Raw genomic sequence first — 16,194 nt, forward strand, 5'->3', positions numbered from 1 at the left:
CTAAGAAATCCAAACTTAAATAGCGGAATAAAAGTAATCATAATGTACCAGGGCCTTTTGTTTTTTCAGTCCTATTCTTTCCCTGGCCTTATCAGATCCATACTCAGCAATGCCTAAACCAATCAGGTTATTCTCTTCATCTACAATCTTAATTATATCTCCCTTTAAAAAGTCAGATTCGATCTTGATTATGCCCACAGGCAACAAACTCGTTGCCTTTCCTGAAGTTAATACAGCCTTTGCCCCCTCATTAAGTTTCACAATTCCGGTGGCCGCATTCTCAGAGTGTGCTATCCATTTCTTTTTCCCCGATTTACTCTTTTCAGGCACAAAGCGAGTATGTATAATTTCCTTATTCAGCAAACCAATTAAAACATCATCAGTTGTACCGTTCGCAATGTGCACGTTTATACCTAGTTTGGCTACCTTTTGAGCCATTGTAGATTTAGTGATCATTCCACCACGGCCAAATTGCGATTTACCCGTACTGATAAAGGAGGCTAAATTGGATACTGTACCCGAAATCTCCTGAATCACTTCAGATCCTTCCGCCTTAGGATCACCATTATAAATTCCATTTACATTAGACAGAATAATTAACGCATCTGCATTGAGCATGGAGGCAATTAATCCTGCCAGCTCATCGTTATCTGTAAACATCAACTCCGTTACCGAAACCACATCATTTTCATTTACCACGGGAATGACTTCATTTTGAAGCAGAATTTCCATACAATTTTTCATGTTCAGGTAATGCGCCCGGTCACGAAAATCTTCCTTAGTAACCAGTACCTGAGCACATTTGATGGCATGTTCATTAAAAAAACCAGCATAAGTATTAATCAGCTTTACCTGCCCAATGGCAGCCAATAATTGTCTGGTAGTAACCGCATCCTGTTTTTCTGAAACTTTGATCAAACTCCTGCCAGAAGCCACAGCACCCGAAGAAACCAGGATAACCTCAATGCCTTGCTTCTTAATTGCCGAAAGTTGATTCACCAGGTGTTGAATTCTATGCTCATCTGGCAATCCATTCCCTTGTGTAATTACGTTTGAACCTACTTTAACAACAATCTTTTTGTACGCTAATTTCATTATTTTACTCGATGCAATTTGGTTTGGCAATTTAACACCTATTTTTTTAAATTATTAATATTCTGCCTGTTTGGGTACTTTTTTACGAAAAATGTAAAATTCTATCTCATTTTATAAAAATCAATTCTATATTTCCGCTCAATAAACCATTTTGATAGAAAATTACAAGAAGGTAGATTGCTGTTTATTAACTCAGTTTTTATAAATTGCATATACCTAAATTGTAGCATGATGAAATGCATTCTCTATACGCTAATGATTTGCTGCGCGGTAAGCGCTTGCAACAACCCCAAAAGAAAAATAATGGAACCTTATAAGTGGCCTGATGCCAAAGCCCCAATAGCAGATATTATCCCCCATAAAAGAGTTATTCATGGAGATACCGTAACGGATAACTACTATTGGATGATTGATTATTTTAAGAAAGGCCCAGACAGCACAAAAGTAGTCGACTATCTTAAGGCTGAAAATACCTATCTAAATACCATGATGAGGGGCACCGACCAGTTTCAGGCCGACCTGTTCAAGGAAATGAAAGCACGGATTAAAGAAAAAGACGAATCTGTTACTGTTTTTAAAAATGGTTATTTCTACTATTCACGTACAGAAGATGGCAAGCAGTACTTTAAATATTGCAGAAAGAAAGGCAGCTTAAGCGCAGCGGAAGAAATTCTCCTGGATGTAGACGATTTGGCCAAAGGCCATGCTTATTACAGCGCCACCGGTTTTAGCATCAGTCCCGACAATAATTTACTAGCCTTTGGTGTAGATAAAGTCTCCCGCCGCCAGTACACCATCCATATCAAAAACCTGGAAACCGGAGAAGTCTATAAAGATGCAGTGGCCAATACAAGTGGTCGGGCGGTTTGGGCTAATGATAATAAAACCATTTTCTACACGGCCAACAATCCTGCAACGTTATTGAGTGAAAAGATTAAGAAACACACCCTTGGTGCCGATAGTCATTCGGATGTTGTGGTATACGATGAAAAAGACAACACGAACTATATTGGCGTAGGTAAATCTAAAAATGGCCGCTATATTTTGATCAATTCTCAAGGTACCTTAACCTCAGAAACGAGAATGATTGATGCAGACCACCCAGAGGCTGCATTTAAGGTGTTTACAAGCCGATCAAAGGATGTACTTTATGATGTAATGCCTGTAGATGATAAATTCCTCATCGTAACCAACTGGAATGCTAAAAACTTCCGGTTAATGGAGTGTCCATTAGATCAAACAGCCAGGGAAAACTGGAAAGAGATCATTCCACACCGCAAAGATGTACTGCTCGAAAATGCGGAGGAGTTTCAGGATTATGTGGTGCTCTCGGAAAGAAAAAATGGACTTACCGACTTACGGGTACTTAAAAAAGATGGCAGCGATTATTACATTAAGTTCGACGAACCGGCATATGATGCTGGTGTGGGTGCCAACCCGGAATACAAAAGTAAAACACTCCGCTACAGCTATACTTCACTCACTACACCTAGCTCTACTTACGATTACAACTTAGAGAAAAAGGATCAAAAACTGATGAAGCAACAGGAGGTTGTTGGGGGTTATGATCCTAAGGAATACGTTACCGAACGACTTTTTGCCACAGCAAAAGATGGTGCCAAAATACCTATTGCCCTGGTTTATAAAAAGGGTTTTAAGAAAAACGGCAATAGTCCGTTGCTGCTGTACGGTTATGGGTCTTATGGCGCTAACATGGATGTTTATTTTTCTTCAGTAAGATTGAGCCTTTTAGATCGGGGATTTGTATTTGCCATCGCGAACATCAGGGGCGGACAAGAACTTGGCAGGCAATGGTATGAAGATGGTAAGCTCATGAAAAAGAAAAACACCTTCACCGATTTTATTACCTGTGGTGAATACCTGATCGACCAGAAATACACCAGCAAAGGGCATTTATATGCCAATGGAGGTAGTGCCGGTGGCTTGTTAATGGGTGCTGTAATTAACCTTGCTCCCGATTTGTGGAATGGGGTAATTGCCGATGTTCCATTTGTAGATGTGGTAAACACGATGCTTGATGAAAGCATTCCACTCACTACCAATGAATTCGATGAGTGGGGTAACCCTAAACAAAAAGCGGCCTACGATTATATGAAGAGCTATTCTCCTTACGAAAACATAGAGAAAAAAGCCTATCCAAATCTTCTGGTAACCACAGGTTTGCATGACAGCCAGGTACAATACTTTGAGCCTGCCAAATGGGTAGCCAAACTTAGAACCATGAAAACGGATAAGAACGTTTTATTCCTTAAAACCAATATGGAATTTGGCCATGGTGGTGCCTCAGGAAGATTTGATTACCTTAAAGAAGAAGCGCTGGGTTATGCCTTTTTATTTGCACTAGAAGGGATAAAAAAATAACAAGATGACCTCACTAAAAAACACTCAGATTATACACTTTGCGCTTTGCGTAGCCGTATTTTTATTTGCCACAGTCACCATTTTTATCAACCGTGATGAAATGATCTTTACTGCCGATTTTCAGGAAACAGCACCTTTTAACCCCATATTTCCCATTGTCTCCATTACAACCATCATAACTAGCGCCATCCTTTACAAAAAAATGATGGATAAAATAGAGCTGAATGCCAGTTTAGATACTAAGATCGGACTTTATCAAAGCGCTTTTATCGTGAGCATGGCATTATTGGAAGGTGGAGCGCTGCTTAACATTGTTGGCTTCTTGATTACCAGCAATGCCTTTTTCTTAATCTTTGCAGGTCTCAGCTTGTTTATCATGATCCGTAAAAAACCAACAAAAGAAAAATTGATTACCGAACTTAACATTCAATATCCGGAAACAGAAAAACTATAGCGTTATTAATGCAGCATTCAAATTTCCAAAATTACATAGCGGAGAAAATAGACCGTAATTTCTTGTGTATCTTTGCCCGCTAATGGAATATAATGTTCATACACTGCCTAATGGCATTCGCTTGTTACACGTGCCTTCGGCCTCGAACATCTCGCATGCTTGTATTATCATCAACTCAGGCTCAAGAGATGAAGCAGAGGGAAAAGCTGGTTTAGCACATTTTATTGAGCACCTTATTTTTAAGCGCACCGAAAAACGGAGTACCAATCAGATTCTAAATCACCTGGAAAGCGTAGGGGCAGATTTAAATGCCTATACCACAAAGGAATACACTTGTGTACACGCCTCATTTCTAGCGCCATACCTCGATCGTACCTTAGATTTATTTAATGATATCATTTTTCACTCTACATTTCCCGAAGAGGAGATGGATAAAGAAAAGAGTGTTATTCTCGATGAAATTGCCTCTTACTTAGATCAGCCTGAAGAAGCTATTAACGATGATTTTGAAGATATGCTTTTTGCTGGTCATGCTTTAGGGAACAACATCCTTGGAACAAACGATACCGTAAATAATTTCAGCAGAGCAGATATTATCAACTTCAGAAAGGCCAATTACAGAACAAATGAGATTGTGGTAGCAGTTTTAGGAAACTATACCTTTAAGCGGTTTGTAGCAAAAGGAGAGAAATATTTTGCCGATGTTCCGGAAAATGCACCGGTTAGGAACAGAGAAAAGCCAGTTGTTCTTGATCCGCAACAAAAAACCGTTTATAAACCCATCATGCAATCACATTGTATTATAGGTTCGCAGACTTATTCAACGCACGAATCGCAAAAAACGGGCTTAATGCTTCTGAACAACTATTTTGGGGGTAATGGTATGAGTGCCGTGCTCAACCTTCAGATTAGGGAAAAATACGGAATTGCCTATACCATCGAATCCAACTTTTCTCCACTAAGTGATACCGGAATTTTTTCTATCTATTTTGGAACGGATAAGGAAAAGCAGGACAGAGCCCTTTCGCTAATCTATAAAGAAATCAAAAAGCTTAAAGATCAGCCCCTTTCAGAACTACAATTACAAAAAGCCAAAAATAAATTCATTGGCCAAATTGCATTGGGAGAGGAGAACCGCATCGGCTTGATTATCTCCATGGCCAAAAGCCTGGTAGATCATAACAAAATAGACTCCCTGGAAAAGGTTTTCGAGAAAATCAATCAGGTTACACCAAGGGAAATGGCAGAAATAGTAGAGGATGTTTTAGATGTTTCGAAACTCAGCACCTTCACTTTCTGCCCGGTATTGGAATAATTCTTATTTTTGTATTAAATTTCTGTCATACCGGAATAAAAGTATTTAGATACAATATAAATCAAGGTTTGTAATACGTTAAAATTAAAGATGTTAAACAAACCTGAAAAGACAACTAAAAAATTTCAGATTCAACATCTGATAGATAGAATACCATGAAATTACCCATTATAGCTTACGGAGATCCCGTTTTAAAAAAGATTGGCACAGACATCAACCAGGATTATCCTGAGTTGAAACAATTGATTAGCGATATGTTCGACACGATGTACCATGCCAGCGGTGTTGGTTTGGCTGCACCACAAATTGGTCTGCCTATCCGATTATTTATTGTAGATACCGGTGAGGATGAAGATGGAACTCCAGGATATAAAAAGGTTTTTATCAATGCACAAATTTTAGAAGAAACAGGTGAGCCATGGGCATTTAACGAAGGTTGCTTAAGTATTCCGGATATCCGTGAAAATATTATGCGCAAGCCTAATATCAAAATTAAATACCTGGATGAAAACTTTATTGAGCACACGGATGATGTAGACGGTATGCCCGCACGTGTAATTCAACATGAGTACGACCACATTGAAGGAAAATTATTTACAGATAAAGTAAGTGTTTTACGTAAAACGATGCTTAAAAGTAAGCTCGATGCCATTTCTAAAGGCAATATCAGAACAGATTACAAAATGAAGTTTCCTAACAAAAGTAAAAAACGCTAGTACAACCGAATAGAAACAATGAGGGGAAAATGGACAAACCATTTTCCCCTTTATATTTTAATGAAATTGAGATGCTGGATACTAGATTTGAGACGCTAGATTCTAGATATGAGATACTAGATGTGAGATGCTAGAGATGAGGCGCTAGATATTTGAAATTAGAAAGGAGACTCCAGACTAAAGACTCCCGACTCATGACTAATTCTCCACCCTACTCTTATCTCCGTCGAAAATCTGCTGCATTAATTTACCCCAGGCAAACGGATTTAACAAAGGGTTGGTTTGCACCATATTTTTGTTAACCATCCTGTCGAAATTATAACGGTAATTCTGACTGCCAATCTCTTGTCCATCACGAGGTAAAGTCTGAATCAGGCCATTAATAGAAGATCTGGAAAGATTTTTCTTCGCAATAGCCATATCGTCATCAGCAAGTTTCATGGACAAAAATTCGCGTGTAAACTCTTCTGTTGTAGCCCAGGGAAAAACCCTTACCGAAGGCAGGTTCACCACTTCAGCCTTAAGCTTAACCATAATGGTATACTTGCTGTCTGGTGTGCCCTGAGGAATAATAGTAGAAAACTTCTTGTAACCAATGGCGGTAAATAGAATGGTATCACCAGGGTTAACAATAAAAGTAAAATACCCTCTGTAATCTGCGGCCACACGTTTACTCTTAGCCGAAAGATTGGTAATCGTAACGTATGGTATTACATTGGAGCTGTCCATATCTGTGATGATTCCCGAAAATTGAATCAATTTATCCCCAGCCGACTTTTGTTGTGCAAAAGTGGTTAACGAAAAAATAAGCAAAATAAGGGCAACACAATATCTCATTAAACAAAAGTAATTTTAATACTTAAAACTGCTTGTTAAATAGTGTTAAAGCTATTCTTGCTCGGCCATATTTACCGCAACAACCGAAGTAATTTGTGGAACAGCTTTCATAATAGCCTGTTCAATACCCGATTTCATCGTCATGAAACTCATCGGACAAGAACCGCAGTTACCTAAAAGCTTAAGTTTAACTACATTATCGTCCGTAATTTCTTCAACAGAAACATTCCCCCCATCAGCGATAAGATATGGTCTGATAGTTTCCAATGCCTGTTCTACTTGCTCTGTTAAATTCATTATATGTGATTTAATTTTTAAAAATAGTAATTTTTTAGCAATTCGCCATTTGTGCGTTGCTGATAGATATTTGCTGTGCAATTTTGCTGGCAATATCACCAAAGATAACATCTAACTGCGGGTTTTGATTTAAAGCCACTGGCTTACCATTGTCTCCTGCTTCTGCAATACTTTGAATAATAGGAATCTCCCCTAAGAAAGGTACATCAAAACTCTCTGCCAATTTTCTTCCACCACCGTTTCCGAAGATGTAATATTTATTGTCTGGCAATTCTGCAGGGGTAAAGTACGACATGTTCTCAATCACTCCTAGAACAGGGATGTTGATGCCAGGCATTCTAAACATGGCTAAACCTTTGTGCGTATCTGCAAGGGCTACCTGTTGAGGCGTAGTCACCACTACTGCTCCCGAAATTGGGAAACTCTGCGTAATGGTAATGTGAATATCACCGGTTCCCGGTGGTAAATCAACGATTAGATAATCCAGTTCACCCCAGTTGGTATCATTAAACAACTGCTTCACGGCATTAGAAGCCATTGGCCCTCTCCAGGGAACGGGTTGTCCCGGATCTGCAAAAAAGCCTAAAGAAAGCAGCTTAATGCCAAATTTCTCAATGGGTAAAATTTTAGTTTTACCGTCTGGCGTTTCTTCAGCTGATGGTTTGGCATCTACTAAATCGAACATTGTCGGAACCGAAGGCCCATAAATATCTGCATCAATTAACCCCACTTTAGCACCGTCTTTCGCCAGTACAACAGCCAGGTTGCTGGCAACGGTCGATTTACCCACGCCACCTTTTCCTGATGAAACCAAAATGATATTTTTGATGTTATCTAGTGAGGAGGAATTCGTTGGTTGGGTTACTCTCGAAGTAACATTGATCTCTACTTCGGCATCTGCCAGCACGAAATGTTTAACGGCATTGGTGCAGGCATTTTTAAGCATATCCTTCATCGGACAAGCCGGAGTGGTAAGCTCTAAAGTAAAACTGATATGGTGATCAACGATTTTTAAGTCCTTAATCATGTTCAAAGTAACCAAATCCTTTTTCAGATCTGGATCCTCTACATTTTTAAGCGCATCTAAAACTTGCTGTGGGCTAATTTGCATTGTATAAATTTAAATTCAAAATTAACAAAACATAGCCATAAATACTTTTATTTAGGCTTTTTAACTGTAATTTTAACACGAAATAAACATTTAATTGTTACGTTTAAGCATTTAACCTTTTTTACCACTATATGCGCATACCAAAAATTAACATCCCTAAAAAATATTTGAAAATCGGAGCCTGGGTTTTGGGTGTTTTTTTAATAGTTGGCATTGCGCTGGGGGCGGTTGCATATAGCAAAAGAGAGGCTATCCTGAAGAAAATGGTTGCCAAGGCCATAGCTAAAGCTGATAAAGATTATGGCCTCGAGGTAAAAATCGGTTCGGCTGGATTTACGGGCTTAAGTACAGTAAAAATGACCAATATTTCTGTCGTACCCAAAGAGCGCGATACGCTTTCTAATATCGGCCAACTCAGTGTAAGCGTTAGGTTATTCCCTTTGTTATTCGGCAACGTTAAACTATCGGAAGTAACTTTAAATGATGGTTTTGTAAGTGTGGTACTTAAAGATTCGACCACCAATATTGATTTTTTATTGAAAAGGAAGAAGAAAGACAGTACAGAAACCAAAGGCAAGTCTAACCTGGCAGAAATTGCGAACAACATTCTCAATCAGGTATTGTATAAAATACCAAACGACATGGATGTGAAAAACATGGTTTTTAAGTTTAACGACCATGATACGGCCCAATTAAGCTTTGCAACTACCGCAGTGATAGACGATGGGGATTTAAAATCGACCATAGAGGTAAATAACGGAGAATCTAAATGGCATATTGATGGCTATGTTAATCCGGGAAGCAAAAAATTGAGTTTTACCGCCTATGCTGATGGAAAAAAATTAGAATTGCCCTATCTGAATAATAAACTGCATGCAAAAGTAAGTTTTGATACGCTGCAAACAGAATTGAAAAGCGCAGGCTACAGCAGCGGCGATTATAAAATTTCTGGCTCCTGGTCAGTCAAAAACATGTTGCTTAACCAGCCTAGAATTGCCAATAATGATATTATTATCCAAAGTGCTAAGCTGGAAGCAGATGTATTAGTTGGTGAAAATTATATTGCCTTAGACAGCACTTCAACAGCTTACTTAAGAGATGCTTCCATCCATCCATACATTAAATACACCTTAGGTAAAAATAAGATTTACGAACTGAAGCTTAATGCCGAAGAGCAAGATGCGCAGGCGGTACTAAACGCATTTCCGCAAGGTTTGTTCGAATCTTTAGAAGGATTAAAAGTTCAGGGAAAAATAAAGTATAACCTTAATTTTTATTTAGATACGGCCATTCCAGATAGTGTAAAGTTTAATTCAACACTCACACCTGTCGATTTCAAAATTATCCAATGGGGGAAAACCAATCTTCAAAAAATTAATAACAGCTTTGTTTATACGCCATACGAATATGGGAAACCCATGCGCGATATCACCATTGGGCCCTCAAACCCAAATTTCACGCCACTGTCTGCCATATCCAATAATTTTAAAAATGCAGTGCTTACCGCCGAAGATCCTTCGTTCTTTACTCATAATGGATTTGTAGAAGAATCTATCCGGAAATCAATTGCTGTTAATTTTAAAGAAAAGAAATTTAAACGTGGCGGTAGTACCATCAGCATGCAGCTGGTAAAAAATGTTTACTTAAGTCGGCAAAAAACACTTGCCCGTAAGGCCGAGGAGATTTTAATTGTTTGGTTAATTGAACACAACCATTTGGTGAGTAAGCAACGTATGCTCGAAGTTTACTTCAATATTATGGAACTGGGCCAGAATATTTATGGGATAGGGGAGGCATCAAGATATTATTTTGGTAAACAACCTGCCGATTTAACCATTGGCGATGGATTATTCCTGGCCAGTATTGTGCCTAAACCAAAGGCGGCCATGTATAAATTTATGGCGAATGGTAGTTTAAAGCCATACATGTTCAATTACTTCCGCTTTATGGGAAATATTATGGCCAGGAGAGGACTTACTCCATCAGATACCTCTGGGTATGGGTTCTATAACGTACGCCTGAGAGAAGGTTTACGTCAATACCTTGCTCCGGATACGGCCGTTATTGACACTACAGCCTTTGACGATGACAGCGATACGCCTCCGGTAATTATGCAGGATGAAAGCAAAAATCTATTTGACCGAATCTTTGGTGGACGGGCTAAAAAGGACACGGCCAGTAATAAACAAATTAAATCGGGCGATACCACAACCAAAACCAGAAAGCAACTGAGGCAGGAGCGAAGAGAACAACGCAGAAAAGAAAAAGAGCTCGAAGAACTGAGAAAAGGCAACAATTAAACTACAAACAACATAACACATTTATAAAATGCATAAAATACAGGTAGAGGATAAGGAGTTCGAGCTATTTTTAGAAAATGACACTTTAAACAAACGCATCCGCCTGCTAGGCATTCAAATTAATGTAGATTATGAAGGAAAATGCCCGCTATTTATTGGAATTTTAAACGGTAGCTTTCTTTTTATGGCCGATCTCATCAAAGAGGTGAATGTGCCTTGTGAAATAGCCTTTATGCGTGTGGCCTCGTATGCTGGAACAGAAAGTACCGGAAGAGTGAAAGATTTAATTGGTTTGCCAGAAAACATCGAAGGACGAGACATCATCATTGTAGAGGATATTGTGGATACAGGACTAACACTTGCACATATTCTAAAAACCATTAAAGCAAAAAATCCTGCATCAGTAAAAGTAAGCTCATTATTAGTAAAACCTGCTTGTTTAAAGCATGAAATTGAAGGACTAGACTACGTTGGTTTTGAAATTCCAAACGAATTCGTAGTGGGCTATGGACTAGATTATAATGGCCTTGGAAGAAACTTAACCGACATTTACCGTGCCACAGAATCATAATTTCTAAATCAGATTAATATATTTTTTGCACCTTTGCTGAATAAATTCTAAAGTAATGACGATACATAAAGAGGGTTATACCACCATTGCCCTGACTATTTTATTAATATTTGTGCTGAATGCAGTTGTAGATTACAAGTACTATGATATTACCTGGCTCCGCTGGTTTATCTACATTTTTTCAGCAGCTTTATTCATTATTGTTTTACAGTTTTTCCGTAATCCAAGTCGTACTTTTTCTTCGGGAGAAAACCTGGTAATCTGCCCTGCAGATGGTAAAGTCGTTGTAATTGAGGAGACTACAGAAGGTGAATATTTTAAAGACAAGCGCCTTCAGGTATCCATTTTTATGTCGCCCGTAAATGTACACATCAATAGAAATCCAATTTCAGGTGTTGTTAAATTCTTTAAATACCACCCAGGTAAATATTTAGCGGCATGGAACCCTAAGTCATCTACAGAAAACGAGCGTACAACCACTGTTGTAGAGCATAAAAACGGACAGTCGATCCTTTTCCGTCAAATTGCAGGAGCTTTAGCCCGCCGTATTGTTTGGTACGTAAAAGAAGGAGATAAAGTAGTTCAAACAGAACAATTTGGTTTCATTAAATTCGGATCAAGGGTAGATGTTTTCTTACCTATCGGAACGAAGGTAAACGTAGAACTTAATCAAGTAGTAAAGGGTGGAATTACCACTTTAGCAGAACTTTCATAAAGTATAATGATTGAATTTTGAATGATAGCATGATTGAGTGACATGGTGCAGCCAGTCATTCTATCATTCATTAATCCTTTCATTCAAAATTCAATCACTCATTCCATCATTCACTCATTCAGTCATTCTCTCATTCAAAACTAATCCATCGTATCATTCCCAACTTCCTTCTCTGCCTCGTTAGATAGAGACCGGTCACTGATCAATCGCTGTGTAGGATAAGCAAATCCGGATTTATTTCGCATCACGATATCCATAATTTCCAGGTTAATTTCCTGTCTGATATCCAGAAACTGGTCAACTGCCAGTATTTTAACAAAATAGTTAACCTCAACAATTAATCCTGAATCGCCAAAACTCTTAAACGAAGCTGTTCCATCGTTGAGCGTGCCATCATGCCCATTAATATACGTTTCGATCTCAGAAACGATCTTACGCACATCGTTAGCCGTAGTTTCGTAGGTTAGGCCAATAGTGAAGGCTACCTTACGCGAATTTCTCAGTGAAAGGTTCTCCAATACCCCATCAATCATTCCTCTATTGGGTATGGTTGCCATTGTTTTCTCCGAAGTGCGGATTCTGGTGCTCCGAAATCCAACTTTCTCAATCGTTCCTTCAACACCATCTACCTTCACCAAATCTCCAACCACGAAAGGCTTATCTAAAAAGATCGTAAAAGAACCTATGAGGTTCTCTAAACTCTCCTTGGCAGCCAGGGCAATAGCAATACCGCCAATACCTAATCCGGTGATGAGCGTAAGTACATTTACCTCAAAAACAAAACCTAAAAGCGTAAAAAAGCCAATAAAAATAACGATGGTTTTAAAAAGCTCCTTTAAAAAAGGAACCAGTTGATCGTCTGATTTATTATCGGTAAGCGATGCCCGGTAAAGTAAAACATGACTGATAAAATCGATAATCCTCAGGATGATCCAAAATATCGAAAGGATAATCATAAATAAAAATATCCGGTCTATACAATCGCCAATACTTACCGGAATAGATTCTTTTGCCTTTCCTACCAGTTTGTTGTAGTGAAATATGGCAACCTCTAAGGGATGTTTTAACTGATTGATAGATAGATATATCGTTGATAAAAGAATAAAAACCTCTATAGGCTTTACTAAAAGTGCTACAAAAGCATCGTCATGAGATTGATTTGAAAAGTTTCTAAACAGTTTAAATAACAGCTTACTTAAGAGCCTTGATACAACCCGTTTAAATATCAATCCCAAAAAGAGTATTCCACCAAAAAGCATATAAGCCTTTAAAGTGTTGCCCCAAAAAACCTGCTCTAAAAATGCGCTATCTAACATAAACTTAGCTAATAAAAAAAAACGGTACAAACAAAAAAACCTCCCTGATGATGAATCGGGGAGGCCAATAATATAATGATTTAAATTATACTCTTTTAGATTTGATACGAGCAGCTTTACCAGTTAAAGCACGTAGGTAGAATAATTTAGCTCTACGAACTTTACCATAGCTATTCACTTCAACTTTCTCAATGTTTGGAGAACTGAAAGGGAAGATACGCTCAACACCTACACCGTTGCTCATTTTACGAACAGTGAAAGTTTCGTTTGCACCTGCGCTGTTACGTTGTATAACAACACCTTGGTAAATTTGAACACGTTCTTTATTACCCTCGCGAATTTTATAGTGTACGCTCACTGTATCTCCAGACTTGAACGCAGGGAAATCTTTTTTTGCGATGGCCTGCTCTTCAACAAATTTTACTAAATCCATGATTTTAAGCTATTAAATCGATATTTCAACCCGTGAAAATCGGATTGCAATATTAGAGATTTTTTTTGATAAAAAAAAGTCTAATTTAATTTTTTCCACAATCTTTATAAAATCCACATTCAACAGGGTTAATTGCTTCTATTTCAAAAGGTCTGTTGTGGGTACTTAGTCTTTAGTTCATAGTCTGGAGTGCTCGACGCATAGCCCTGAATAAGTCCTCAGTCTAGAGTCCATAGTCGGGAGTCCTCGACGCATAGCCCAACTCACTGCCAAACAACTAACCGACTGAACCAGTTGGGAGTTGAGAGATTGGAGTTCGGAGTCCTGGGCGCGTCCCTTGAATAAGTCCTCAGTCTTTAGTCTATAGTCCTCAGTCCTCAGCGCATTGCCCAACTCACCGCCAAACAACTAACCGACTGAACCAGTTCGGAGTTGAGAGATTGGAGTTCGGAGTCCTGGGCGCGTCCCTTGAATAAGTCCTCAGTCTTTAGTCTATAGTCCTCAGTCCATAGTCCTCAGTCCTGGGCGCACAGCCCAACTCACCACCAAACAACTAACCAGCTAAACAAAACTTCCCCCAAAGTCCATTCTCATTGGTAATCTGTGTAAATAGCACAATGAGGTAACGTTTCTTCTGCCTTTATAATTTTTTCTAAAACTAGTTCGCTATCTGGTTCCGCTTCATCGTCACCGTGAGAAGAGACATAAAGTTCTTTTAAATTCTTAAGATCGGTTAAAACATGCAGATCTTCCAGCCTGATTTGTGTCCGCCAGATATCCAGATATGCTAAATCAGTTAATTGATTTATATAAGGCAAACAGGCTTTTGTAATGTGCTCGTGCTTCATCAGCGTCAGCTCTGTGAGCTGCTTAACACCGCTGATTAACTTAACACCCTCATCGGTTACCCTTGTTTCTTTTAAATAAAGACTCCCCATAACGGAAACTTTTGCAAAAAGCATGGCTAAATACTCATCATCAACTAACGAATCAATGCTGGCAAAACCAGGCAGTGATGTTGGGATGTTTTTAGCTTCAGTAATATGCCCAAAATGCCACCAAAATTGTTTTTCTGCTCCTTTAAGTTTCATTTCATTAAAGTAAATCCCAGGGGGCTAACAACCGCGCTAATATACCCCATAGCCTAAAACGCCTATTTTTTCTTTTTCATCGGCATAGGTAATAAAATTGAACTTAGTCCCGGATTTGCTCCAGATATTTTTATTAACTGGCTGCCCCTCTATCGTTTGCTTAACCACTTTAGAAGTATATCCTTTGTCTTTTAGTTCCATATCAATAAAGGCCACATTTATTGCACCGGCGAAAAGGCAAACTATAGTTGAAATCTTGTCATTTTTGCCGTAAGAGAGCTCCAACATATCAAATTTGGAGTCGAAGGCCAATATTTCCTTAATATCACCTTCGCCCTCCTCAACATCCCCTTTTTCAAAGCCTTTTTCCTTCATAAAGGAGTTAATGTTTTGCTTGGTGGTTTTATAGAAAATATCGTTTATAAGCGCCAATTTTTTGTTCGTGTATGTCTCCTGACCAAAGGCGAAGGACCCATAAAATAAAAAGAGTAGTAGAGTTAATTTTTTCATGTTCATGTTTATTATTTTGTAATTTCTTTACCTGTTCTATCCATTGATCCCCACCTGCCATTTAATCTAAAAATGGCTGCTCCATTCTTAAATTCGCCAACAGCGTCGTATTTGATCGGGATTACCTCTTCACCTGCTTTACCGATAAAACCTTCTTTTCCATTAAGACCGGCTTTAGCCAACCCCCCATCAAAATCAGCGATAAACCTATACTTGAAAGGGATAATTTCTTTTCCGGTTTTATCAATAGCACCATAAAGATTATTCTTCTCAACTGGAGCAACCCCATCATTAAAATCTTTCGCATAATCATATTTAAACTTGGTGAATTCCTTACCCGTATTATCAATAAAACCCCATTTATCCTTTAGTTTCACACTTGCGCAACCGTTTTTAAAGCTATTTCCGCCCTCATACTTTAAGGCAGTAATTTCTTTGCCGGCACCATCAATATATCCATATTTCTCATTTAATCTCACCATGGCAAATCCGTCATCAAAATCAAAAGCCACATCATATTTTATAGGACATATTTCTCTACCTGCCTTATCTACATACCCTTCCTTTCCATTAAGTTCAACTTTGGCAAAACCTCCTTTAAAATAAGTTCCGTTATCATATTTAAAAGGAATAATTACTTTACCTGCTTTATCTATAAAACCAAATTTTCCGTTTTGCTTAACACCAATCAAACCCTCCTCAAAGCTTCGGCTATCATCATATAACAATGGGATAACTACTTTTCCGGTTTCATCTATAAAACCATGTTTTCCATTCTGTGTAACTTTTATGATGCCGTCTTTAAAGCTATAGCCAACTTCATCGTAAGCAAAAGGAACGACTTCCTTTCCCGTTCTGTCGATAAATCCATACTTGCCTTTATCGTTTCTTTTGGATCTTAAATTTTGTGCATAGCTAGTAATAACCAGCACACACAGCAATACTGTGATGGTTAATCGTTTCATTTTCTTTACTTTATAGGATGAATTAATTTTGTAAGCTAAATTATACGAAAGCTACAATCACAGAAATACCAAGTAAAGGGTATATT

16 protein-coding genes are annotated in these 16,194 nt (G+C 38.4%); 7 read left to right on the plus strand and 9 right to left on the minus strand.

Annotated features, from left to right (window positions below):
- Nucleotides 1-15 precede the first annotated feature (15 nt).
- The gene (gene proB / locus BMX11_RS00225; RefSeq protein WP_090879548.1) at nt 16-1,095 is read right to left on the minus strand and encodes a glutamate 5-kinase; all 1,080 of its coding nucleotides are present in this window, start codon (nt 1,093-1,095) and stop codon (nt 16-18) included.
- 303 nt (nt 1,096-1,398) lie between these two features.
- Here proB and BMX11_RS00230 point away from each other — a divergent pair, with 303 nt between their 5' ends.
- The 4 genes from BMX11_RS00230 to def all read left to right on the plus strand — a co-directional run bounded on the left by BMX11_RS00230 (nt 1,399) and on the right by def (nt 5,962).
- Nucleotides 1,399-3,477, plus strand: coding sequence for a S9 family peptidase (locus tag BMX11_RS00230; RefSeq protein ID WP_245738547.1), 2,079 nt, complete (start codon nt 1,399-1,401; stop codon nt 3,475-3,477).
- Nucleotides 3,478-3,481: 4 nt separating this feature from the next.
- Complete coding sequence (locus BMX11_RS00235; RefSeq protein ID WP_090879555.1) at nt 3,482-3,931, plus strand: hypothetical protein; 450 nt, start codon at nt 3,482-3,484, stop codon at nt 3,929-3,931.
- 82 nt (nt 3,932-4,013) lie between these two features.
- A complete protein-coding gene (locus BMX11_RS00240; protein WP_090879558.1) occupies nt 4,014-5,246 on the plus strand; it encodes a M16 family metallopeptidase in 1,233 nt (410 codons plus the stop codon).
- 155 nt (nt 5,247-5,401) lie between these two features.
- Nucleotides 5,402-5,962, plus strand: coding sequence for a peptide deformylase (gene def, locus BMX11_RS00245; protein ID WP_090879561.1), 561 nt, complete (start codon nt 5,402-5,404; stop codon nt 5,960-5,962).
- Nucleotides 5,963-6,160: 198 nt separating this feature from the next.
- Here the strand turns inward: def and BMX11_RS00250 are convergent, their stop codons facing one another.
- Genes BMX11_RS00250 through BMX11_RS00260 form a run of 3 tightly spaced genes read right to left on the minus strand, consistent with a single transcriptional unit; the run spans nt 6,161 to nt 8,207 of the window.
- The gene (locus tag BMX11_RS00250; RefSeq protein ID WP_090879564.1) at nt 6,161-6,799 is read right to left on the minus strand and encodes a peptidase associated/transthyretin-like domain-containing protein; all 639 of its coding nucleotides are present in this window, start codon (nt 6,797-6,799) and stop codon (nt 6,161-6,163) included.
- Nucleotides 6,800-6,850: 51 nt separating this feature from the next.
- Nucleotides 6,851-7,096: a NifU family protein gene (locus BMX11_RS00255; RefSeq protein WP_090879566.1), complete on the minus strand. Its 246-nt coding sequence runs from the start codon at nt 7,094-7,096 to the stop codon at nt 6,851-6,853.
- A gap of 34 nt (nt 7,097-7,130) precedes the next feature.
- Nucleotides 7,131-8,207, minus strand: a complete 1,077-nt coding sequence (locus BMX11_RS00260) for an Mrp/NBP35 family ATP-binding protein (protein WP_090879569.1) — start codon at nt 8,205-8,207, stop codon at nt 7,131-7,133.
- A gap of 131 nt (nt 8,208-8,338) precedes the next feature.
- Between BMX11_RS00260 and BMX11_RS00265 the strand changes: the two genes are divergently transcribed.
- Genes BMX11_RS00265 through BMX11_RS00275 form a run of 3 tightly spaced genes read left to right on the plus strand, consistent with a single transcriptional unit; the run spans nt 8,339 to nt 11,793 of the window.
- A complete protein-coding gene (locus BMX11_RS00265; RefSeq protein ID WP_090879572.1) occupies nt 8,339-10,507 on the plus strand; it encodes a transglycosylase domain-containing protein in 2,169 nt (722 codons plus the stop codon).
- Between the two features lie 28 nt (nt 10,508-10,535).
- Complete coding sequence (hpt, locus tag BMX11_RS00270) at nt 10,536-11,078, plus strand: hypoxanthine phosphoribosyltransferase (protein ID WP_090879576.1); 543 nt, start codon at nt 10,536-10,538, stop codon at nt 11,076-11,078.
- Between the two features lie 55 nt (nt 11,079-11,133).
- Entirely contained in the window at nt 11,134-11,793 is a 660-nt protein-coding gene (locus tag BMX11_RS00275) for a phosphatidylserine decarboxylase family protein (RefSeq protein WP_090879579.1), read from the plus strand.
- A gap of 140 nt (nt 11,794-11,933) precedes the next feature.
- Here BMX11_RS00275 and BMX11_RS00280 read toward each other — a convergent pair whose 3' ends face one another.
- The 5 genes from BMX11_RS00280 to BMX11_RS00300 form a co-directional block, all read right to left on the minus strand.
- Nucleotides 11,934-13,109, minus strand: coding sequence for a mechanosensitive ion channel family protein (locus BMX11_RS00280; protein ID WP_090879582.1), 1,176 nt, complete (start codon nt 13,107-13,109; stop codon nt 11,934-11,936).
- 85 nt (nt 13,110-13,194) lie between these two features.
- The gene (rplS, locus tag BMX11_RS00285; protein WP_090879585.1) at nt 13,195-13,542 is read right to left on the minus strand and encodes a 50S ribosomal protein L19; all 348 of its coding nucleotides are present in this window, start codon (nt 13,540-13,542) and stop codon (nt 13,195-13,197) included.
- A 590-nt stretch (nt 13,543-14,132) separates the two neighbouring features.
- Nucleotides 14,133-14,633 (minus strand): hypothetical protein, encoded by a 501-nt coding sequence (locus tag BMX11_RS00290; RefSeq protein ID WP_090879588.1) that lies wholly within the window; start codon nt 14,631-14,633, stop codon nt 14,133-14,135.
- Between the two features lie 36 nt (nt 14,634-14,669).
- Nucleotides 14,670-15,143 (minus strand): hypothetical protein, encoded by a 474-nt coding sequence (locus BMX11_RS00295; RefSeq protein ID WP_139180103.1) that lies wholly within the window; start codon nt 15,141-15,143, stop codon nt 14,670-14,672.
- Between the two features lie 11 nt (nt 15,144-15,154).
- A complete protein-coding gene (locus BMX11_RS00300; RefSeq protein WP_090879594.1) occupies nt 15,155-16,108 on the minus strand; it encodes a WG repeat-containing protein in 954 nt (317 codons plus the stop codon).
- Nucleotides 16,109-16,194 lie beyond the last annotated feature (86 nt).

It is taken from the genome of Pedobacter rhizosphaerae (genome assembly GCF_900111155.1).
In the GTDB taxonomy this organism is placed as follows: domain Bacteria; phylum Bacteroidota; class Bacteroidia; order Sphingobacteriales; family Sphingobacteriaceae; genus Pedobacter; species Pedobacter rhizosphaerae.